We start from the raw sequence: 21527 nt of genomic DNA, 5'->3' as shown, positions 1-21527 counted from the left end.
TGGGATGTCGGATAGGCATCCGGTCCTGACGATGACCGCGATCAGCAAGCTCTTCCCCGGGGTCCGCGCCCTCGACGGCGTCGACCTCCGGCTCTTTCCCGGTGAGGTGCACGCCCTGATGGGCGAGAACGGCGCCGGGAAGTCCACCCTCATCAAAGTGCTGACCGGCGTCTACGGCACCGATTCCGGCACCATCGCCCTCGACGGCGCAGAGGTCTCCTTCTCCGGCCCGATGCAGGCCACCGCCGCCGGGGTGAGCACCGTCTACCAGGAGGTCAACCTCCTGCCCAACCTGTCGGTGGCGGAGAACATCTACATCGGCCGGGAGCCGCGCCGGCTCGGTGCGGTCAACTGGCGCGAGATGCGCCGCCGGGCGCAGGAGCTGCTGGCCCGCATCGACCTGAACATCGATGTCACCGAGCTGCTGGGCAGCTACTCGCTGGCCGTGCAGCAGATGGTGGCGATCGCCCGCGCGGTCGACATCCGGGCCCGGGTGCTGATCCTCGACGAGCCCACCTCCAGCCTGGACGCCGACGAGGTGGCCCAGCTGATGCGGATCATGCGGCAGCTGCGCGACGACGGCATCGCGATCATCTTCGTCACCCACTTCCTCGACCAGGTGTACGCCATCGCCGACCGGATCACCGTGCTGCGCAACGGCCGGCTCGTCGGCGAGTACCTGACCAGCGAACTGCCGCAGATCGCGCTGGTGGAGAAGATGATCGGCAAGGAGCTGGACGCCCTGGAGCGCCTCGACGAGGCCACCAGCGGCGACGACCGGGCGGCCCTCGAACAGGGCACCCCCCTGGTGGCTGCCGACGGCCTCGGCCGGTCCGGTTCCGTCGCGCCGTTCAGCCTCACCATCCACCAGGGCGAGGTGGTGGGCCTGGCCGGGCTGCTCGGGTCGGGACGTACCGAGGTGGCCCGGTTGTTCTTCGGCGCGGACCGCGCCGACGCCGGCCGGCTCGCCGTGGACGGCACCCCCGTGACGATCCGCAACCCGGTGGCCGCCATCGACCGGGACATCGCGTTCTGCTCCGAGAACCGCCGCACCGAGGGTCTGGTCGGCGAGCTGTCGGTGCGGGAGAACATCATCCTGGCCATGCAGGCGTCCCGGGGCTGGCTGCGGCCGGTGCCCCGCCGCCGGCAGGACGAGCTGGTCCAACACTGGATCAAGGCGTTGAGCATCCGGCCGGCCGATCCGGAGATGCCGGTGCGCAACCTCTCCGGCGGCAATCAGCAGAAGGTGCTGCTGGCCCGGTGGCTGATCACCGAACCCCGGCTGCTGATCCTGGACGAACCGACCCGGGGCATCGACATCGGTGCCAAGACCGAGATCCAGCGCCTGGTGGCGCAGCTCTCCGACGGCGGGATGGCGGTGCTGTTCATCTCCGCCGAGCTGGAGGAGGTGCTCCGGCTCAGCCACAAGGTCGCCGTGATGCGCGACCGGCAGCTGGTCAGCGAGCTCACCAACGACGACACCCTCGACGCGGCCCGCATCATGCAGGCCATCGCCAGCGGCAGTTCGCAGGAAGGGACGGTGCCGGCATGAGCACCGCACGGGCCCGCCTCGCGGGCGTCACCGGTCACCGGCTCTTCTGGCCGCTGGTCGTGCTGCTGCTGCTGCTGGTGGCGAACGTCATCTACCGGCCGAGCTTCCTGTCGGTCGAGTTGAAGAACGGCCACCTCTACGGCAGCCTCGTCGACATCGTCCGGCTCAGCGCCCCGCTGATCCTGGTCGCCCTGGGGATGTCCCTGGTGATCGCCACCGGCGGCATCGACCTCTCGGTGGGTGCGGTGGCCGCCGTCAGCGGCGCAGTGGCCTGCCTCTACATCAGCAAGCAGCCCGACCAGAACAGCCTGGCCGTGGTGCTCACCGCGGTGGCGCTCGGCTTCGGGGTGGCCCTGCTGCTCGGCGTGTGGAACGGCATCCTGGTGGCCGGGATCGGCATCCAGCCGATCATCGCCACGCTGATCCTCATGGTGGCCGGCCGGGGCCTGGCCCAGCTGATCGCCGAGGGGCAGATCATCACCATCAACAGCGATCCCTACAAGGTGATCGGGGTGGGGCACCTGCTGACCCTGCCGTTCGCGATCGTCATCGCGCTCGCGGTGACCCTGCTGGTGGCGGTGCTGACCCGGCGTACCGCGCTCGGGATGATCATCGAGTCGGTCGGCGGGAACGCCGAGGCGAGCCGGCTGGCCGGCATCCGCTCCCGTCGGATCACCTTCCTGGTGTACGTGGTGAGCGCCGCCTGCGCGGCGATCGCCGGGTTCATGATGACGGCGAACGTCTCCAGCGCCGACGGCAACGCGGTCGGGCTCTGGGTCGAGCTGGACGCCATCCTGGCCGTGGTCATCGGCGGCACCGCGCTGGCCGGCGGCCGGTTCTACCTCGGTGGCAGCGTGATCGGCGCGTTGCTCATCCAGACCCTGACCACCTCGGTGTACGCCATGAACATCGACCCGCAGACGTCACTGCTGTTCAAGGCGGTCGTGGTGATCGTGGTCTGTCTCATCCAGGCCCCGGCCTTCCGGGCGCGGTTCCGCCGTCGGCGCAGCGTCCCGGTGACTCCGGTGGAGCCGGTCGGCACAGAGAAGGAGCAGGTTCCGGCATGACCACGACCCCGTTGGCCGCCCGTCCGGGCCGTGCCTGGTGGCGGGTGCCACCCCGGCACGTGCCGGTGCTCGCCACCGCAGCCCTGCTGCTGGTGATGTACGCCGTCGGTGTTTCGCAGTACCAGGCGTTCTCCAACATTCAGGTCGTCTTCAACGTCTTCATCGACAACGGCTTCCTGCTGGTCGTCGCGGTCGGGATGACCTTCGTGATCCTCACCGGCGGCATCGACCTGTCGGTCGGGTCGGTGGTGGCGATGACCGCGATGGTGTCGGCCTCCCTGTTGGGCGACGGCCTGCACCCCGCCCTGGTGTTGCTGATCGCCTTGCTGCTCGGCCCGACCCTCGGCTTCGCCATGGGCTGCGTGATCCACTTCTTCGACATCCAACCGTTCATCGTCACCCTGGCCGGGATGTTCTTCGCCCGGGGCATGTGCACCTGGATCAGCACCACCTCGATCCCGATCACCGACGGCTTCTGGACCACCGCCGCCCAGCACCGGATCCATCTCGGTGAGAACTTCGTCTCGATCAGCGTGCTGATCGCCCTCGCGGTGCTGGCGGTCGGGGCGGCCGTGCTGGCGTACACCCGGCTGGGTCGCAACGTGTACGCCATCGGCGGCAACCAGCAGTCCGCGCTGCTGATGGGCCTGCCGGTGGGCCGTACGAAGATCGCGGTCTACACGATCAGCGGGCTCTGTTCGGCGATCGGCGGCATCCTGCTGTCCTTCTACACCCTGTCCGGTGCCCCGCTGATCGCGGTGGGCATGGAGCTGGACGTGATCGCGGCGGTCGTCATCGGCGGCACCCTGCTCACCGGCGGCTCCGGTTACGTCTTCGGCACCCTGCTCGGGGTGCTGGTGCTCAGCATCATCCAGACGCTGATCACCTTTGACGGCACGCTCAACTCGTGGTGGACCAAGATCGTCATTGGTGGCCTGCTGTTCGTGTTCATCCTGCTCCAACGCCTCGTCGGCATCCGTACCAAGTGACCCTCGCCAGTCCCACCGGAAGGCAACGCCCATGACCAACCCATCCCCGGTCGCCGAGGTCTGGTTCCTCACCGGCAGTCAGGGCCTGTACGGCCCGGAGACCCTGCTTCAGGTGGCCGAGCAGTCCCGGCGGATCGCCGAACGGCTCGACGCCGACGCGGCCGTCCCGGCCCGGGTGGTCTGGAAGCCGGTGCTGACCTCCAGCGCCGAGATCCTGGCCGTCTGCCGCGACGCCGCGGTGCAGGGCGCGGTCGGCGTGATCGCGTGGATGCACACCTTCTCGCCGGCCAAGATGTGGATCTCGGGGCTGGACGCGCTGCGTACCCCGCTGCTGCACCTGCACACCCAGGCCAACGTGGAACTGCCCTGGTCCGAGATCGACATGGACTTCATGAACCTCAACCAGGCCGCCCACGGCGACCGGGAGTTCGGGTACGTCCAGACCCGGCTCGGCGTCGCCCGCAAGACCGTCGCCGGGCACGTCAGCGACCCCCGGGTCGCCGCCCGGATCGGCGCGTGGACCCGGGCCGCGATCGGGCACGCCGAGATGCGGTCGCTGCGGCTGGCCCGCTTCGGCGACAACATGCGCGACGTCGCGGTGACCGAGGGGGACAAGGTCGAGGCCGAGCTGCGCTTCGGCGTCTCGGTGAACACCTACGGGGTCAACGACCTGGTCGAGGCCGTCGACGCCGTCGCCGACGCCCGCATCGACGACCTGGTCAAGGAGTACGACGACAGCTACCGCCTGGTCGCCGAGCTGCGCTCGGGCGGCGACCGGCACGACTCGCTGCGCTACGCCGCCCGGATCGAGGCGGGGCTGCGCGATTTCCTCGACGCCGGTGGGTTCCGCGCCTTCACCACCAACTTCGAGGACCTGGGCGGGCTGCGGCAGCTGCCCGGCCTCGCGGTGCAGCGGCTGATGGCCGACGGGTACGGCTTCGGCGGCGAGGGCGACTGGAAGACCTCCGTGCTGGTGCGCACGCTCAAGTCGATGTCCGTCGGCACCACCGGCGGTACCTCGTTCATGGAGGACTACACCTACGACCTCACCCCCGGCCGGGAGTTGGTGCTCGGGGCGCACATGCTGGAGGTCTGCCCCACCATCGCGTCGGCCACCCCGAACGTCGAGATCCACCCGCTGGGCATCGGCGGCCGGGAGGACCCGGTACGGATGGTCTTCGACGCCCAGCCCGGCCCGGCGGTGGTGCTCGGCCTGGCCGACATGGGGGAGCGGTTCCGGCTGGTCGCCAACGAGATCGACGTGGTCGCCCCGCCGTACCCGCTGCCGAAGCTGCCGGTGGCCCGGGCGGTGTGGCGGCCCCGACCGGACCTGGCCGCCTCGGCGGAGGCCTGGCTCACCGCCGGCGCCCCGCACCACACGGTGCTGTCCCAGGCCGTCGGGGTCGAGGAGCTGCACGACCTCGCCGAGATGGTCAGCACCGAACTGGTCGTCATCGACGCCGACACGACCCCCCGGCGGCTGGCCGACGAGCTGCGGTGGAACCAGGCCTACTACCGCCTGGCCCGGGGTTTCTGACCCGCCATGGGCCAGCAGCGGCCCGAACGCGCCGCGGTGATGAGCGACGTCGCGCAACTCGCCGGGGTGTCGCACCAGACCGTGTCCCGGGTGCTCAACAACCACCCCAGCGTTCGGCCGGAGACCCGGGAGCGGGTGCTGCGTGCCGTGCACCAGCTCAACTACCGGCCGAACGCCCTGGCCCGGGGGTTGGCCGGCCGACGCTCCCGGGTGATCGGTGTGGTCAGCTTCGACACCATCCTGTTCGGGCCGGCGGCCACCCTGCTCGGCATCGAGCGGGCCGCCCGGGCCGCCGGGTACGGCATCAGCATCGTCACCCTGGAGCGGTTGGACCGTAGCGGGATGCGCTCGGCCATCGACGCGCTGACCGAGCAGTCGGTGGCCGGCGTCGTCGTCATCACCCCGATGATGACGGCGTCGGTCGCCGTGCACGGCCTGCCCACCGGGGTACCCGCGGTGGTGGTCGAGGCCAGCGGGGAGCGCGGCGAACTGCCCAGCATCTCCGTCGACCAGGTGGCCGGCGCCCGGCTGGCGGTGCGGCACCTGCTCGACCTGGGACACGAGACGGTGTGGCACATCGCCGGGCCCCGGGACTGGCTGGAGGCCCGGGACCGGGTCGACGGGTGGCGGCAGACCCTGGAGCAGGCGGGCCGCCGGGTGCCCCCGGTCATCGTCGGCGACTGGAGCCCCCGGGCCGGCTACGAGCTGGGCCAGTCCCTGGTCGAACGCCCCGACGTGACGGCGGTGTTCTGCGCCAACGACCACCAGGCGCTCGGTCTGCTGCGCGCCCTGCACCAGCGGGGGGCCCGGATCCCCGAGGACGTCAGCGTGGTCGGTTTCGACGACATTCCCGAGGCCGAGTACCTCTCACCGCCGCTGACCACCGTGCGGCAGGACTTCGACGAGGTCGGCCGCCGGTGCGTGGCCGCGCTGCTGGAACTCTTCGACGGCGCGGCCGGGGACGCGCCCCGGCCCCAGGTCGAACCGGTCCTCGTCGTCCGCGCGAGCAGCGGCAACCGCCGCTCCTGAGTCCTGCGCGCGGCGACCGCCGCTCCTGAGCCACGCCCGGTGACCGTCGGTCCTGAGCTGCGTGCGCCGCCCCGACCGGTCCCGCAGTGGGCGTGCGGTGGCGGCCGTCGGTCTGGGTCCGGCGGCGGAGACGGTCCGGGTGGGTGGGCCGTCCCGGCGGCGTCAACGGGGGGCGACCCGGGTCGGCTCCCCGGTGACGGCGGGGTGACGCGCGCTGCGACAGGGTCGAACGACGACGCGCCGGTGCAGGTTCCCGGCGGTCGGACCCTCGTCCGGGCAGGCCGTCAAGGGAGACCTCATGATCAGGACAATGCTCCGGATCCGCGCGCGTCCCGGTGCCGAACAGGCCGTCCGGTCGGCCTGGCGCACGGCTGCGGCACAGATCGGTGCACTGCCCGGCAACCTGCGCCGGGACCTGTTCGTGGACGCGCACGACCCCCGCACGTTCGTCATCGCCACCGAGTGGGTCGACGACGCGGCCCTGCGCGACTACGAGGACGGCGCGGTGGCCGCCGACCTCGCCGACGCCCTGCGCGCCGGGTGCGCGCCACCCACCGCCGACGACCAGCGGGTGATGCGCGACCGGCCCGGCGAGCACCTGACGATCCTGGTGGACGTCGAGGTCACCGTGCCGGCCGCCCGGCTCGCCGAGTTCCACCGGGGCCACGCCGAGGTGACCGCCCGGATGGCCGGGGTCCCCGGCTACCTGCGCGAGGACCTGCTGCGCGAGCCCGGCACGGACGTCCACCACATCTTGGCCGAGTGGCGCACCGAGGCGGAGTTCCACCGCTGGGTCGCCAACCCGGCGCACGCGCGGGAGGAGGCCGGGCCGATCGCGCCGTTCCTGCTCGACTTCCGCCGCCGCCTGTTCCACCTCGCGGCTCATCCCGGCACCGACCGGGCAGCCACCACCGGTAGGGAGACCGACGTGCACACGACAACGGACGTACTCATCGTCGGGGCGGGGCCGACCGGGCTGACCGCCGCCGTCGAGCTGGCCCGGCGCGGCATCGACTGCCGGGTGGTGGACAAGCTGGTCGCCCCGCCCGCCCAGGCGGACAAGGCGATCGGCGTGCACTGCCGCACCATGGAGATCTGGGCGGAGCAGGGCATCGTGCGGGAGGCGATGGACGCCGGCACCTGGCTCACCGGCAACGTGGTGTTCGTCAACGGCACCCAGACCCACCGGATGAGCTGGGAGCTGCCCGACCTGCCGTACGCGCACCTCGGCCTGCCCCAGTACGAGACCGAGCGCATCCTCACCGACCGGCTGGCCACCCTCGGCGTACGGCCGCAGCGCGGCGCGGAGCTGACCGGGTTCACCCAGGGCGCGGACGGCGTGCTGGCCACCCTGGCGCTCGCCGGTGGCGGCACCCAGACGGTGCGGGCGCAGTACCTCATCGGCGCCGACGGTGCGCACAGCCGGGTCCGTGACCTGCTCGGGCTGACCTTCTCGGGTGGGCTGGGCCGGTTCCCGCAGCTGTTCATGCTCGCCGACGTCGACGTGAACTGGGACATGCCGGACGGGCACCTGCTGCGGTTCCTGCACCAGACCGACGGCCAGATGGACGGCATGCTGGTCTGCGTCCCACTGCGCGGTGCGGGCCGGTACCGGATCGCGACCCTCGCGCCGCCCCGGTTCTTCGCCCAGACCGGCGGCCGGGACGCCCCGCCCGGGTTCAGCGAGGAGCTGGCCGAGCCGAGCCTCGACGACGTGCAGGCCGCCCTGGACCGGCTGGCCCCACCGGGCACCCGGGCGGCGAACCTGCGCTGGTCGTCGGTGTTCCGGATCAGCCACGGCATCGTCGACCGGTACGGCCACGGCCGGGTCTTCGTGGCCGGTGACGCGGCCCACCTCCACCCACCCGCCGGTGGGCAGGGGATGAACACCGGCATCCAGGACGCCTGGAACCTGGCCTGGAAGGTGGCCCTGGCGGCGCGGGGGGTGGCCGCTCCCGGGCTGCTCGACAGCTACGAGGCCGAACGCCGCCCGGAGGGGGAGGAGATCGTCGGCCGGGCGGTGCGGATGGCGTTCACCGACGAACTGGACCGCGCCGACCTGGAGCGGCAGTTCCGCCAGGAGATGTCCCTGCTGCTCAGCTATGCCGACAGCCCGCTGGTCGGGGAGTGCGTGACCGACCCCGAGGCGCTGCGCGTCGGCCCGCGTCCCGGTGACCGCGCCCCCGACCTGGACGGGTTGGCCCGGCAGGGGGTCGGGCATCCGCTGCGGTTGCGCGATCTGACCGGCGGCACCCGGCACACCCTGCTGGTCTACGCCGACCGGTCGGCGCAGCCGGCGGCGGTGGCCGCCGTGGCGGGGCTCGCTGCCGATGTCCGCGCCCTGAGCCGGGGCGAGATCGACGTCTACCTGCTGCTCAGCCCGGACGCCGAGGAGCCGGGGCTGCTCGCGCCGCCGGTGGTGCGCGACACCGGGGGCGAGTTCCGGGCCCGGTACGGGGTGGCCGGCACCGCCCTCTACCTGATCCGCCCGGACGGTCACGTCGGCTTCCGCAGCCAGCCGATCGACGCCGACGCGCTGCGCAAGAACCTGCACCTGGTCTTCGGGGGTGCGCGATGACGGCGGTGCGCACCGTGCTCGCCATGCGGACCCGCGAGGGCTGCGCGGAGCGGTTCGAGGCGGAGTGGCTCTCGGCGGCGGCACAGATCCGGCTGCTCGACGGGTGCCTGCGGCAGGATCTCGTCCGCGACGCCGACGACCCGCGCAGCTACCTGATCATCAGCGACTGGGCGGACCGGGAACGGTTGGACGCCTTCGGCCGCAGCGAACACCGCGACCGGCTGCTGCGGGTGGTGCGTGACCTGCGGGAATCCGCCGAACGACACACCTACCAGGTGCTGCACAGCATGCCCAGCAGGGCGGAGGAGACCAGATGACCGAGCCGGTGCCCGCGTCGCAGCTCTACACCGAACAGTTCGCCGCCGACCCCTACCCGTCCTTCGCCCGGCTGCGCACGGACGCGCCGGTCTGCCCGGTCAGCTCGCCCCGGTTCGACTCGTACCTGCTCACCCGGTTCGACGACGCGCGGGCGGCGCTGACCGACCCCCGGTTGTCCAAGGACCTCTACGGCCCCGGCCAGCACTATCTCCAGCTCTTCGGCCCGAACTCCGAGGCGTTGAACCGCAACATGCTCAACTCGGACCCGCCGGAGCACACCCGGTTGCGCCGGATGGTGTCGCAGGCGTTCGCGCCGCGCCGGATCGAGGCGCTGCGACCCCGGGTGCGGCAGATCGTCGACGGCCTGATCGACGGGTTCGTCGCGCAGGGCCGGGCCGAGCTGATGCACGACTTCGCGATCCCGTTGCCGATGGTGGTGATCTGTGAACTGCTCGGGGTGCCCCGGGCCGACCAGGACCGGGTGCTGGACTGGACCCAGGTGATCCGGACCTCCGGGTCGTCGCGGCGACCCCCGGCGGAGGAACGGGCGGCGGTGGGCGAGGCGCAGGTCCGGCTGCACCACTACCTGGCGGAGCTGGTGGCCGCCAAGCGGGTCGCGCCGGCCGACGACATCATCAGCGCGTTGATCGAGGGCTGCGACCAGGACGGTCGACTGTCCGAGGCGGAACTGGTCACCACCAGCTTCCTGCTGCTGTTCGCCGGGCACCAGACCACCGCGGACTTCCTGGGCAACGCGACGGTGGCCCTGCTGACCCACCCCGACCAGCTCGACCTGCTGCGCGACACCCCGGATCTGTTGCCCTCGGCGATCGAGGAGCTGCTGCGCTTCGACGGCCCGCTGCCGGTGGCCAGCCCCCGGGTCGCCACCGAGGACGTCGAATACCAGGGGGTACGCATCCCGGCCGGGTCGATCGTCGGCGTGGTGCTCAACGCGGCCAACCACGATCCGGCGCACTTCGTCGCCCCGGACCGGCTGGACCTGCGCCGGGTCCGCGGGCCGCACCTGGGCTTCGGCCACGGCGTGCACTACTGCCTCGGGGTCTCGCTGGCCCGGATGGAGGCCCAGATCGCTCTGGCGGCGTTGCTGCGCCGGTTGCCCGGGTTGCGCCTCGGGGTGCCGGCCGCCGCGCTGCGTCGGTTGCCGGCGGCGTCACCGTTCCGGGGCCTGTTGGAGCTGCCGGTCCGGTTCACCGCCTCCGCCCCGCCGGTGTCGTACCCGCCGGCCAGTCGCACCCGCCCCACCGAGCCGACCCGTACCGTCTGATCTCCGAGGAGCTTCCATGACCTTCCGCAACGTGATCGTCTGTCGCATGGTGCCGGGCAGCGAGCAGACCGTCGCCGACGTGTTCGGGTACTACGACCGGACCACCAGGCCGCAGGACCTGGGCGTGGTCGGGCGGACCCTGTTGTCCTTCCACGGCCTCTACATCCACCTGATCGAGCGGGACGCGGACCCGAAGGTGACCGGGCAGACCCGGGGGCTGCCCGCCTTCCAGCAGATCGCCGAGAAGATCGGCCCGTACGTGACGCCCTACCCCCGGGACTGGAAGAACCCGTCGGACTCGGTGGCCAAGGAGTTCTACCGGTGGGCGTCGACCGAGGGTGCCGGGTTGCCGGCCGACGCGGGCGAGCCGAGCCGGACGGTCATCGTGGCCCGGATCAAGCCCGGTGCGGAACCCACCGTCGCGCAGATCTTCGCCGAGTCCGACGCCGGCCCGCTGCCCGGCATGATGGGGGTCACCGGACGGTGGCTGTACTCGATCGACGACGTCTACCTGCACGTGCTGGAGCGCGTCGGCGAACCGTTCGACGGCGCCGTGGAGCAACGCCACGACCAGCCGGTCTTCGCCAAGATCATGGACGATCTCAGCCCGTACATCAGCCCGTTCGACCCGGAGACCTGGGGCAGCCCGCTGGACGCGGTGGCGACGGAGTTCTACCGGTGGCGGGCCGAGGACTGAGCCCGGTCGACCAGCGGGGGTCCGGCGGCGCGGACCCCCGCTGGCGCATTCCGGACCTCAGCCGGTGGGCAGGGTCGCCCAGCCCCGGTTGAAGGTCAAGCTGGCGTCGTCCGGCCGGTAGTTACGTTCGATGTTGCCGGCGGCGTCCACCGAGAACCAGTGGACCTTGGCGCCGACCGGGACGGTCAGCGTCTCGCCCCCCTCCCGGATGCCCCCCGAGGCGTACAGGATGGAGTCGAACGTCGGCCGGCTGCCGTCGAGGGTGTAGAACACCGCCGCCGGCTCGCTCACGTCGAACCGGACGCTGACCGTGCCCTCGGTCGGGCTCGGCGCGACCGCCAGGGTGCTGGTCGGACGCTTCTTGTCCTTGTCGAAGTCCCGGGCCACCCGCAGCAGCTCGACCAGGCCGTTGCTGAACTCCATGGCCTCCTGGTGCGCCTCGTCCCAGGTCGGCTGGAAGCTGGTGCCGACCTCGAAGTTCCAGGCGTAGATGCCGTACTTGTACCAGAGCATGTCGCCGGAGTTGCCGGCCGCCGAGTAGAGCACGTCGGAGATCGGGCCGGTCCGGGCCGGGGTGACCGCCATGTTGCGGTGCCGCTTGATGGCGGTGAGGATCCGCGACGACGCGCCCCAGAAGAACGACTCGTCGGCCAGCGTCGGCCGGGGCGCGGAGATCCGCCCCGGGGTGGCGTACGCGCCCGGCGACCACATGAAGTAGTTGCCGGAGGAGTGCAGGTTCATCGAGAACTTCATGTTGGGCCGCTGGGCCAGCCAGTCGACGTTGCGGTTCTCCGGCTCGGACAGCTCGCTCGGCCCGGCGTACGTGTCGCCGGTGCAGCTCGCCGACGCCCCCGAGTAGCCGTCGAAGAGGCTGTACTCGGTGTAGTTGCGGTTGTTGTCCACCCCCCACGAGTTGCGGGCCAGCGCGTCGGTGGCGCCGCCCGGGGCACAGTGGTTGGTCATGTTGCGCCGCTGCGAGGCGTAGTCGTAGAACGAGTAGTGCCCGCCGTCCGGGTTGATCGACGGGACGATCCAGATGTCCAGGGTGCGCAGCAGCTGCTTGGTGTTCTCGTCGGTGGCGTGGTTGCGCAGCAGCCGCTCGGCGGTCTCGATGGTCACCAACGGCGGGACCCACTCCCGGGCGTGCTCCTGGGCGTACGCGAGCACGCCGGTGCGGGAGCCGTCCCGGTACTTGCCGATTCGGATGGCGTACACCGGATGCGGGTCGCGGGACACCCCGGCCGGGGCCTTCAGGTTGTCCGTCAGCGGCGTCGGCGCGACCGGCGCGACCACCCCGGCACCGGCGTCACCCCGATAGGTGTACGCCGTGACCAGCGCACCCGCCTCGGCGGTCAGCGCCGCGGCGACCTGGGCGGCGGTGCTGGTCACCGCCCCGGCGGCATCGGTGGCCAGGCTGACCCGGATGTCCTTGCCGGTCACCGTGACCGCGAGCGGCCGGTCGGCCGCGCCCGGGTCGGCCAGCGCGACGGTGATGTCGTTGCCGCCCTCGTGCCCCCAGGCGAGCGAGTCCACCGCGACCCGGGTGGCGTTGGTCCCGCCGAGCACCACCTGCGCCTTACGCCGGTACCCGTTGGTCTGGTACGGCAGCTTCACCACCTCGGCGAGCTGCGGGTAGGCGTCGGCCAGCCGCTTGATCCGGTCGTACAGCTCGGTCGGGGTGAGGTAGCTGGTGACGAAGTCCTTCTGGTAGCCGGGCCCTTCCGGGCTGTCGGCCGGGATCGGCAGCCACTCGGAGACCTCGGCGACCGCCACGTCCCCGGTGGGGCTGGTGATCTGGATGCGTTGCGGCCGGGCGGTGACGGCGGCGGCGCCCCGGTGGTAGAGGTAGACCCCGGCGTCGACGAACCGGGAGATGTTCTGGGTGCCGCCGGAGCCGATCTCGGTGCCGGGGCCGCTGTCCCGGGCCACGGTCAGCGCGCTGGTGGAGGTCTGCCCCTGGGCCCACTTCGCCTCGACCGAGAGCACCTGGTTGGTGCCGGAGGTGTAGTAGTCGGCCCGGATGATCTTCACGTCCGAGGCGGCGGCGCTGCGCGCCAGGGTGGCCGTGTACGCCCGGTTCTCGGCCTGGTGGGCGGCGATCGTCGCGTCCCGCTCGCTGACCCGCTGCGCGGAGTCGGCGGCGTCGTGCAGCACGGCGCCGACCCGGTAGCCCATCCGCTGGAGCGCGGCGACCTCGGTGGGGGTGACCACGGCGTGCACCACGATGCCCGCCTCGGTGCGGGTGACGTGGTGGTCGAGGTCGACCCCGGTGGCGACCAGCTCGTCCAGCCGGGCGGTGTCGTCGACCACCACCTCCACCACGTCGGCCTGCTCGTCGGCGGAGCGTTCGAGCACGATCGGGGCGTCGGCCTCCCGGTCGGGCGGAGCGGCGGTGCCGGCGGTCGCCGGGCCGGCGAGCAGCAGCAGCGCCACACCGGCGGCCGTCGCGGCGGGTAGCCGCCGCCAGCGGCGGGGGAGTGCGGAACGGGACATCTCGGGCCACCTTTCCTGGGGGTGCGAGACGGACCGACGGCGCGCGGCAGCGCCCGCCGTCGGGCGGGGGTGCGGAAACAGGGAGGTCGGACGCCGACAGCCGGGCGACGGTGGGCGACCGATCACGACGTCGACCCACCGGACGACGGGAGACACGGGTGTCTCCCGGACGCGCGGCGGCGCCGGACCGGCGCCGATCCGGTCTGCGTGACGGGCGGGGGACGTACCTGGTTACGGTCGGTCGTGGGGGCATTGCCGATCGGTGCGCCCATCCTGGCCGTACCCGCTCGGATCTGTCAATGATCTGTCCGGCCGGACACGGACTGTCACAGCACGGCGGCGCGAACGTCCTCTCCCGACGGTCGACGCGACGGTCGGGGCGGTCAGGACGGGGCGGTCAGGACGGGGCGGTCAGGACGGGGCCCGGTAGTGGCCGGTCAGCCGACCCAGTTTCATCGCCAGGTGCAGGCACAGCCGCTCGTTGCCGTCCTTGAGGTCGGTGTCGGCGAGCTGCTCGACCCGTTGCAGCCGGTAGTAGAGGGTGGTCCGGTGCAGCCGTAGTTTCTCGGCGGTCGCGTGGGCGTTGCCGGCCAGGTCGAGATAGGCCTCCAGGGTCTCCAGCAGCACCTGGTGGGCGTCGTCGCGCAGCAGCCGCTCCAACCCGGGATGCACCCCGGCGACGTCCAGGTGCCGGCCGTCCAACTGGGACAACACCCGGTAGATGCCGAGGCCGGCCCAGGAGACCACCCGCCCGAGCGCCGGCAGCTGGACGCCGACCCGGGCGGCCTGCACCGCCTCCCGGTACGACTGCACCGCGTCGACCAGCCCCGGGCGGGACTGACCGATGCCGGTCACCGTCCGCTCCACCGAGGACAGCCCCCGGGTGGCCTGACCCAGTGCCTCGTCCAGGTGCCCGGCGGCGGCCGCCGGGGTGGGCCGGCCGGCGATCCGGCCACCGCAGATCAGCAGCACCCCGTGGTCGGGCCAGACCATGTGCAGCGACTCCCGCACGCCGAGCCACCGGCGGGTCGCCACCAGCGCCTGTTCCAGCGCGATCCGGGCCACCTCGTCGGGGTGCCGCCCGGTGGCGGGGGCGAGTTGGGCCACCACCGCCGTGGTCGTGCCGTCGCCGGCGACCGTGCCCTCCTCCAGCAGCGCCCGCACGGCGTGCGCGCGGGCCTGGGGACTCTCCACCAGCAGGGTCCGGGTGGCCTCGGCCTCCCGCTGCGAGGCCAGCTCGCCGAGCAGGTTCTCCCGGTAGAGCGCCAGCGACAGGTCGGTGAAGGCGCCGGTCGCGGTGGCGATGTCGGCGTCGGTCATCGACCCGTCGTCGTCGATGAACCAGACGAACCCGAGCAGCAGGTCGTCGTGCCAGATCGGCACGCAGACCCGGGGGAGCAGGTCGAGGTCGACGTCGGCGGGGGTACGCACCGGCTCGCGGGCGGTCAGCACACCCATCCGGCGGAACCAGGCGATCACCTCCGGGGTGGTCTGCCGGCGCAGGATCGACATCCGGCGCACCTCGTCCATCGGCCCGTCGTGTTCGCTGTAGACGACCACCCGCTGCCGCCGGTCCTCGATGAGGGCGGGACGCCCCACCCGGGCGGCGACGGCGTCGACTATGCGCTGAAGCTCACCGTGCATGGATCTCCCCTGGTTGGCTGCGCGGCAGGGGTGCGACAGCCGGTGCCCTACCCTCTGCGGCCGGTGGGCCTGTGCGCAAGGTCCACCACGGATCTACCGACAAAAGGACGGCCCCCACGGCGACTGTTCCGGCAATTGTCCGAAGAGCCACGGCGATCGACGATCGTAGGGTTCCTCCTGCGGTGGGCAGCGGGCCGCCGGCGCGCAGGAGGGAACGCCCGAGTGACAGCTGGTAGGCCCTGGCGTGGCGTCCTGGTCGCCATCACCACGCCGTTCCGCGACGACCTCGGCGTCGACTTCGACCGGCTCCAGGAGCACGTGCGCTGGCTGGCCGAGGCGGGTTGCCACGGGGTGACCCCGTGCGCTTCGGTGGGGGAGTACCGGGCCCTGTCCGACGACGAACGGGCCGACGTGGTGCGGGCGACGGTGCAGGCCGCGCCGCCGGGCTGCGCGGTGCTGCCCGGCGTCGGCGGCTACGGCAGCCGGCAGTCCCGCCGCTGGGCGGAGCAGGCCGCCGCCGCCGGCGCCCACGGGGTGCTCGCCCCACCCCCGGACGGCTACCCCGCCGGGGACGCCGACGTGGTCGCCCACTACCGGGAGGTGACCGCCGTCGGCCTGCCGGTGGTCGCCCACAACGACCCGTACGACACCCGGGTGGACCTGACGCCCGAGCTGCTCGCCCGGGTCGCCGAGACCGACGGCATCGTCGCGGTCGAGGAGTTCTCCGGCGACGTGCGGCGGGTGCACCGGATCAGGGACCTCTGCCCGCACGTGGACGTGCTGGCCGGGGCCGACGACGTGCTGCTCGAACTGGTGCTGTGCGGGGCCCGGGGCTGGGTCGCCGGCCTGTCCAACGCGCTGCCCCGCCAGGCCCTGCGGCTCTACGACCTCTGTGTCGCCGGGGACCTGGCGCGGGCACTGCCGCTCTATGCCGAGTTGCACCCGGCCTTCGGCTGGCGCTCCCGGCCGGAGGCCGTACAGGCGATCAAGCTGGCGATGGACTGTGCCGGGCGGTTCGGTGGCCGGTGCCGCCCGCCGCGCGGTCCGCTGGCCGGGCCGGCCGCCGCCCGGCTGCGCCGGGACCTGGTGCGGGCCCTGTCGACCACCGTCGATCCGGTCACCGACGGTCGGCCCCGGTGAACCATGCCGGCCGGTCCGGCCGGTCGACCGACGGCGCGGCGTTGCGGTCCGGGCCGGGGTGGGCGGCCCGCCGGGCCCCGGCGTCGGTCCTTCAGGTGTCGGAAGCCGCCGGTCCACCTGCCGACATCTGCACGGTGACCGGCCCCGGCCCGTCCTCCTAGATTCGCTGCGCGGCCCAGTGACAGGTGTCCCGGCAGCCACCCCTCGCCGACACCGGACCGGACGCCGTGTCCCTCCCGACGAGAGGTGAACCTGTGCACCGTGCTACCCGCAACAGACCCCGACTGAGGCGCTCCGTGTTGGCCGCGGTCCTGGCCGGCACCCTCGTGGTGACCGGCGCGGCGCAGGCCGCCGCGGCCCCGGCCAATCCGGCCGGCGGCACCGCGCCGTTCCAGGTCCTCGACCCGCAGGCGTGGCAGAACCCCGACACCATGACCTGGGACGACTACCAGGCGGTGCCGGGTAAGAACTGGGCCGACCCGAGCGTGCGGGGCGCGGTCCGCAACTTCAAGATCGCCCTGGTCGCGCTCGACTATCCGGACCAGACGTTCGCGGTCTCCCAGCGGGCCCGCTCGACGGTCTTCGGCAACCCCCAGTCGGTCGCGGCCAACATCCCCCGCGCCGACGTGCCGAAGTTCTACCAGGACTTCCTCAACACCCCGAACACCCTGAACAAGGGGCACACCCTGCACGAGTACTGGATGCAGGACTCCAACGGGCGCTACGGCGTGGACCTGGCCGGGTTCGGGCCGTACCAGTTGCCGGCGAAGTCGTACCAGTACGGGCTGGACAACAGCTTCAACCCCGGGGCCTGCCCGAGCGGTGACACCTGCAACAAGAACATCCGCACCGACGGGTTGGGCGCCTGGCGGGCGGCGGTCGGTGACGCGGTCGCCGACCAGTACGAGCTGGTCTTCATCCTCAGCGCCGGGCAGGACGAGTCGTCCACCTGGCAGGAGTTCGGGCAGATGATCTTCCAGAACAAGGAGGACGTGCCGGACGCCTGGGGCCCGCCGGACCCCAACCTGCCGAACTGGGCCAAGACCCGCTATGTGGAGTGGACGTCGTGGAAGGCGGCGGCGACGTTGTGGCCCAACGCCGGCTCCGGCTCGTCCACCCAGGGCGAGAGCTCCGGCATGGGGGTGTACGCCCACGAGCTGACCCACCTGCTCGGCATCGGCGACAACTACAACAACCCGTACGGCGAGCCGTTACGGCGGGCGTACACCGGCATCTGGAGCATGATGTCGCGGGGTTCGTTCAACGGCCCCGGCGGCCCGCACACCCGCTGGCAGATCCCGCCGACCAACGGCGGCTCGATGGGGTCGTTGCACACGGTGCGGGACAAGCTCAAGATCGGCCTGCTCGGTGAGGAGCACGTGCTGCGGCTGTCCCGGGAGGCGCTGGCCTCCTCCGGGCTGGTCGTCGCCCAGGTGACCGCCCGCGCGGTCGACGCCGGACCGAAGGGGTTGACCGGCGTGAACATCGCCCTGAACAAGGACCTCTCGCCGGCCTGTACGGTCGCCACCAACCCGTTGTGCGACGGCGGGAGCTTCCACAACTACACCGTCGAGGTCGTCGACCGGATGGGCGCGGACTCGTTCACCCCGGACCGGGGTGTGCTGCTGAGCAAGACCAAGAACGCCGACAGCGCACCGTTCCAGTGGGTGGTGGACGCCAACCCGCAGGACATCGACATGATCGACTTCTACCGGCCGGACGGCACCCCGCAGAAGATCACCATGGGTGACTACCGGCAGCTCTCCGACGCGCTGTTCCACGCCGGAGCGGACACCGGCAGCCAGTACGAGTACGTCGACGAGGCCAACCGGCTGCACTTCTACATCATCGACCTCAAGCGGGACGCCGCCGGCTCGCTGTCGTACACGGTGGCGGTGAAGTCGCTGGACGGCACCGGGGGGCCGAGCAGCCACGGGGTGGCCCTGGCCAAGGGTGAGGTGACCAGCACCGGCAAGCCGACGAACCGGGGTGTGACCTGCGCGTTCGAGCTGACCAACACCGGCACCTACTCGGCCGGTGGGCAGCAGCACCCGGAGAACGTGACCGCCTACCTCAAGTCGGACGTCTACCGCCTCTCGGCGGAGGTGGCCGGCACGGGCTGGCGGACCTGGCTGCCCAACCCGATCGCCACCGCCCAGTTCGGCAAGTCCACCACGGTCCGGGTCTCGGTGGGGGCCACCGCCGCCGCCGCGGACACCGGTTTCGTCAAGCTCACCGCGACCTCTGAGAGCGACCCGTCCAAGACCGTGACGAAGCAGTGCCGGGTGGAGAAGTCCTGACCGGTATCGATGGTCGCGCCGGGTCCGTGGCGGCACCCGTCGGCACGGACCCGGCGCGCGGGTGGGAGGAGACGACGTGCGGCTGACCACGGGCACCCGGCGCGGCACCGGCGCGCTGGCGATCCTGCTGCTGGCCGGGACGACCGGCTGCGGCGGCCCCGACCCGGGGCCGGAGGCGGTCACCCCGACCACCGTCCGGGTCCTGGTCCGCGACATCAACATCAGGGCCGAGGGCGTGGACTGCGCCGGCACCGGGCCGTACCTCTATTTCCACCACAGGGCACCGTTCCGGTTGCTCGACCCGGACGGCGCGGCCCTGGTCACCGGGAAGCTGCCGGCGGGCACGGCGGTGGCCGCCTTCGCCGAGGACCTGGCGGTGGAGCGGGTGCCGACCTACTGCGAGTTCGCGGTGCCGGTGCAGGTGCCGCAGCGGACCGGGTACCGGCTGGAGGTGGCCGGCCGGCCCGCGCTCGACCTGACCCCGGACAGCAGCGAGGGGCCGGCGCTGGTGGCGGTGGTGCCGGCATGAGGCGGCTGCTCGCGCCGTTGCTGGCGGTGCTGGTGCTGGCCGGCTGCACCGCCCGCCCGGCCGGGGAGTCCGCGCCGGCGCTCGCCGGGGGCGCCTCGACGATGCCGGGGCCGGTCCCCGCCGATCTGGCGCTGCGCCCGGCGCCCGGCACCGCGCCGGCCGCCCCGGCGTTCACCGGCGGGCTCACCGACGGCACCCCGCTCACCGCCGCCCGGCTGTGGGCGGACCGACCGGTGGTGTTCACCTTCTTCAGCTCCTGGTGCACCACCTGCGTCGCCCGCCAGGACGCGCTCAGCGACCTCGCCCGCCGGCACCGGGACCGGGTGGTCTTCGTCGGGGTGGCCGGCGCGGACCAGGCCGAGGAGTTGCAGGACTACCTGCGCACGCACCGGGTGGAGTACCCCGTCGTGGTCGACGAGCAGCAGACCATCTGGCGGTCGTACGCGGTGCGGGAGCCACCGGCCGTCGTGCTGGTCGCGAAGGGCGGTGCGTTGCTGCGGGGCTGGCCGGGCGGCCTGGACGCGGCGGCGTTGGAGCAGCGGCTGGGGGAACTGGTGCTGGCCGGTTCCGGGTAGCGGACCGGAGCACCGGACGGCGGGCCAGCGCCCGGCCGGCCCCGCCCGGCGGTGGACCGGTCCGCGGCGACGCGTCGGGCGTGGTGTCGATTCGGGCGTGGTGTCGATTCGACCGTGGGTCGGCATCGCGCCCCGCGGCGCGTCCGCGTGCCCGCGTCCCGGTCGCCGTCGCTGTTCGTGCTGGTGAGGGCCGGGGAATCGACCGGGAAGCCGGGTCTGGGCGACCGTTCGGGCATTGGTTCTGACCATCGAGAACTTTTGTTCGCGCGAACAAAAGTTTCTCCGTTCGAGGTCTATCTTTAGCCGTCAGCCACCGTTAGTGTCCGGTTCACGGACGTAACACGGCTGACACACCCCCTTGATCGACCAGTCATCCACCGGGCCACGCGTATTCGGCGGCGCAGGTCCTTACCGACCCTCACAGCAGGACTCGCACGTCTCCGTGGCCCGCAGGGCCACCCTCGAAAGGTGGAAATTGTGAACGAGGAAAAGCGCCGTTTGGCCGCCGACCCGCAGTACCGCGCCCAGGTCACCCGTCGTCGGCTGCTCGCCGCGTCGGCCGGCGCCGCCGCTGTCCTCGGCGCGGCCGGGCTGCCGGTGCTCCAGACCAACGGCCCGGCCCGCGCGGACGGCAAGTGGCGGGTCGACCCGCTGATCCCGGTGCAGAACCGGGGCATCATCCTCTACAGCGTCCGGGACCGGATCGCCGCCGCCCCGGACGACAGCGGTGTGCCCTACGGCTTCGAGCGGGTGCTCGCCAGCCTGGCCCAGATGGGCTACAAGGAGATCGAGTTCGCCGGCTACAACCAGCACACCTCGATCCTGGGCCGGCAGATCACCCCGACCGAGATCCGCAAGATCCTGGACGACAACGGCCTGGTCGCCAACGGCACCCACGCGTCGATCAACGCGGCGACCTTCCAGCAGCAGCTGGACATCGCCGAGGAACTCGGCATGAAGAACATCGGCACCGGCAGCGACCCGAGCAACAGCGCCTACCAGTCCGACTGGGACGCCGCCGCCGACCTGTGGAACGAGCTGGGCCGGCAGGCCAAGGAGCGCAAGATGCGCCTCTACACCCACAACCACGACGTGGCCTACTCGTTCCTGCTCGACAGCGGCCCGCTGGACGCCAACGGCAAGCCGACCCGCTCCTCCGGCGTCCGCCGGCTGGAGTACTTCTTCGCCAAGACCGACCCGAAGTACGTCTTCTTCGAGCTGGACATCTACTGGGCGTACGTGGCGCGGCACAAGCACACCAAGTACATCAACTCGGCCGGCCAGGAGAAGACCTCGCTGTTCGACCCGATCCTGAACGTGGCGCGGCGCACCAAGCGGTTCCCGCTGTTCCACGCCAAGGACGGCAACCGCAACACCACGCTGCCCAACGGCTACGAGATGATCCCGCTCGGTGAGGGCGACATCAACTTCCAGCAGTTCTTCCAGACCATCGGCGAGTCCGACTTCCACCACGCCAACTGGGAGATGGACACCGCCCCCGGCGGCACCGCCGCCCCGGGCCAGTCGCTGGACTTCGCCCGGCTCAGCTACGCCAACATGGCCGACCTGACCACGTACCGCAACGACTGACCGCTCCGACGGCCGTACCCCGGCCGCAGCTGGGCACCGACCGACGGTCGCACCCCCGTCGGCGGTACCCCCGGGTGGCGGTCGCGTCTCCTGACGCGACCGCCACCGCCCGGACGCCGTCGCCGTCCGACCGTCGCCACCCGGCCCCGCCCCGTAGACCCGGGCGGCCGGCTGAACGATCCACGGGCGTTCCGCCCCCGGCGG

Annotated in this window: 16 protein-coding genes; 14 read left to right on the top strand and 2 right to left on the bottom strand. The window is 72.1% G+C overall.

Going from position 1 to position 21527, the window contains the following annotated elements:
• Window positions 1-4: 4 nt before the first annotated feature.
• The 9 genes from GA0070216_RS10590 to GA0070216_RS10550 all read left to right on the top strand — a co-directional run bounded on the left by GA0070216_RS10590 (window position 5) and on the right by GA0070216_RS10550 (window position 11052).
• The gene (locus GA0070216_RS10590) at window positions 5-1552 is read left to right on the top strand and encodes a sugar ABC transporter ATP-binding protein (protein ID WP_091243171.1); all 1548 of its coding nucleotides are present in this window, start codon (window positions 5-7) and stop codon (window positions 1550-1552) included.
• Window positions 1549-2619 carry an ABC transporter permease gene (locus GA0070216_RS10585; RefSeq protein WP_091243167.1) on the top strand — a complete coding sequence of 357 codons (1071 nt, stop codon included), beginning with the start codon at window positions 1549-1551 and terminating at the stop codon, window positions 2617-2619. Before GA0070216_RS10590 ends, GA0070216_RS10585 begins: the two co-directional genes overlap by 4 nt.
• On the top strand, window positions 2616-3608 hold the full coding sequence (gene yjfF / locus GA0070216_RS10580) for a galactofuranose ABC transporter, permease protein YjfF (RefSeq protein WP_091243163.1): 993 nt from the start codon (window positions 2616-2618) through the stop codon (window positions 3606-3608). Before GA0070216_RS10585 ends, yjfF begins: the two co-directional genes overlap by 4 nt.
• Before the next feature lie 31 nt (window positions 3609-3639).
• On the top strand, window positions 3640-5145 hold the full coding sequence (gene araA / locus GA0070216_RS10575; protein ID WP_091243159.1) for an L-arabinose isomerase: 1506 nt from the start codon (window positions 3640-3642) through the stop codon (window positions 5143-5145).
• A gap of 6 nt (window positions 5146-5151) precedes the next feature.
• Window positions 5152-6174, top strand: a complete 1023-nt coding sequence (locus GA0070216_RS10570) for a LacI family DNA-binding transcriptional regulator (RefSeq protein WP_091243156.1) — start codon at window positions 5152-5154, stop codon at window positions 6172-6174.
• 310 nt (window positions 6175-6484) lie between these two features.
• Window positions 6485-8752 carry an FAD-dependent monooxygenase gene (locus tag GA0070216_RS10565; protein ID WP_245722420.1) on the top strand — a complete coding sequence of 756 codons (2268 nt, stop codon included), beginning with the start codon at window positions 6485-6487 and terminating at the stop codon, window positions 8750-8752.
• A complete protein-coding gene (locus GA0070216_RS10560; RefSeq protein WP_091243149.1) occupies window positions 8749-9069 on the top strand; it encodes a putative quinol monooxygenase in 321 nt (106 codons plus the stop codon). Before GA0070216_RS10565 ends, GA0070216_RS10560 begins: the two co-directional genes overlap by 4 nt.
• Window positions 9066-10355 carry a cytochrome P450 family protein gene (locus GA0070216_RS10555; RefSeq protein ID WP_091243146.1) on the top strand — a complete coding sequence of 430 codons (1290 nt, stop codon included), beginning with the start codon at window positions 9066-9068 and terminating at the stop codon, window positions 10353-10355. The genes GA0070216_RS10560 and GA0070216_RS10555 overlap by 4 nt, the downstream gene beginning before the upstream one ends.
• A gap of 16 nt (window positions 10356-10371) precedes the next feature.
• Window positions 10372-11052, top strand: coding sequence for a TcmI family type II polyketide cyclase (locus tag GA0070216_RS10550; RefSeq protein WP_091243142.1), 681 nt, complete (start codon window positions 10372-10374; stop codon window positions 11050-11052).
• Window positions 11053-11109: 57 nt separating this feature from the next.
• Here GA0070216_RS10550 and GA0070216_RS10545 read toward each other — a convergent pair whose 3' ends face one another.
• Window positions 11110-13545 carry a M14 family metallopeptidase gene (locus tag GA0070216_RS10545; protein WP_091243140.1) on the bottom strand — a complete coding sequence of 812 codons (2436 nt, stop codon included), beginning with the start codon at window positions 13543-13545 and terminating at the stop codon, window positions 11110-11112.
• A gap of 411 nt (window positions 13546-13956) precedes the next feature.
• Window positions 13957-15189 (bottom strand): PucR family transcriptional regulator, encoded by a 1233-nt coding sequence (locus GA0070216_RS33690; RefSeq protein ID WP_141723041.1) that lies wholly within the window; start codon window positions 15187-15189, stop codon window positions 13957-13959.
• 222 nt (window positions 15190-15411) lie between these two features.
• On the opposite strand from GA0070216_RS33690, the gene GA0070216_RS33685 reads away from it, so the two are divergent.
• The 5 genes from GA0070216_RS33685 to GA0070216_RS10520 all read left to right on the top strand — a co-directional run bounded on the left by GA0070216_RS33685 (window position 15412) and on the right by GA0070216_RS10520 (window position 21323).
• Window positions 15412-16329, top strand: coding sequence for a dihydrodipicolinate synthase family protein (locus GA0070216_RS33685; protein WP_141723040.1), 918 nt, complete (start codon window positions 15412-15414; stop codon window positions 16327-16329).
• A gap of 296 nt (window positions 16330-16625) precedes the next feature.
• The gene (locus tag GA0070216_RS10535) at window positions 16626-18629 is read left to right on the top strand and encodes a M6 family metalloprotease domain-containing protein (RefSeq protein WP_245722419.1); all 2004 of its coding nucleotides are present in this window, start codon (window positions 16626-16628) and stop codon (window positions 18627-18629) included.
• Window positions 18630-18705: 76 nt separating this feature from the next.
• Window positions 18706-19158, top strand: coding sequence for a hypothetical protein (locus GA0070216_RS34460; RefSeq protein ID WP_091243137.1), 453 nt, complete (start codon window positions 18706-18708; stop codon window positions 19156-19158).
• A complete protein-coding gene (locus tag GA0070216_RS34455) occupies window positions 19155-19733 on the top strand; it encodes a TlpA family protein disulfide reductase (RefSeq protein WP_091243134.1) in 579 nt (192 codons plus the stop codon). The genes GA0070216_RS34460 and GA0070216_RS34455 overlap by 4 nt, the downstream gene beginning before the upstream one ends.
• A gap of 477 nt (window positions 19734-20210) precedes the next feature.
• A complete protein-coding gene (locus tag GA0070216_RS10520; protein WP_245722418.1) occupies window positions 20211-21323 on the top strand; it encodes a sugar phosphate isomerase/epimerase family protein in 1113 nt (370 codons plus the stop codon).
• The last annotated feature ends 204 nt before the right edge of the window (window positions 21324-21527 follow it).

The sequence above is a fragment of the Micromonospora matsumotoense genome (genome assembly GCF_900091525.1).
GTDB lineage: Bacteria > Actinomycetota > Actinomycetes > Mycobacteriales > Micromonosporaceae > Micromonospora > Micromonospora matsumotoensis.
The sequence above is the reverse complement of the archived record's forward strand: the minus strand, read 5'-3'. Positions and strand labels throughout refer to the sequence as shown.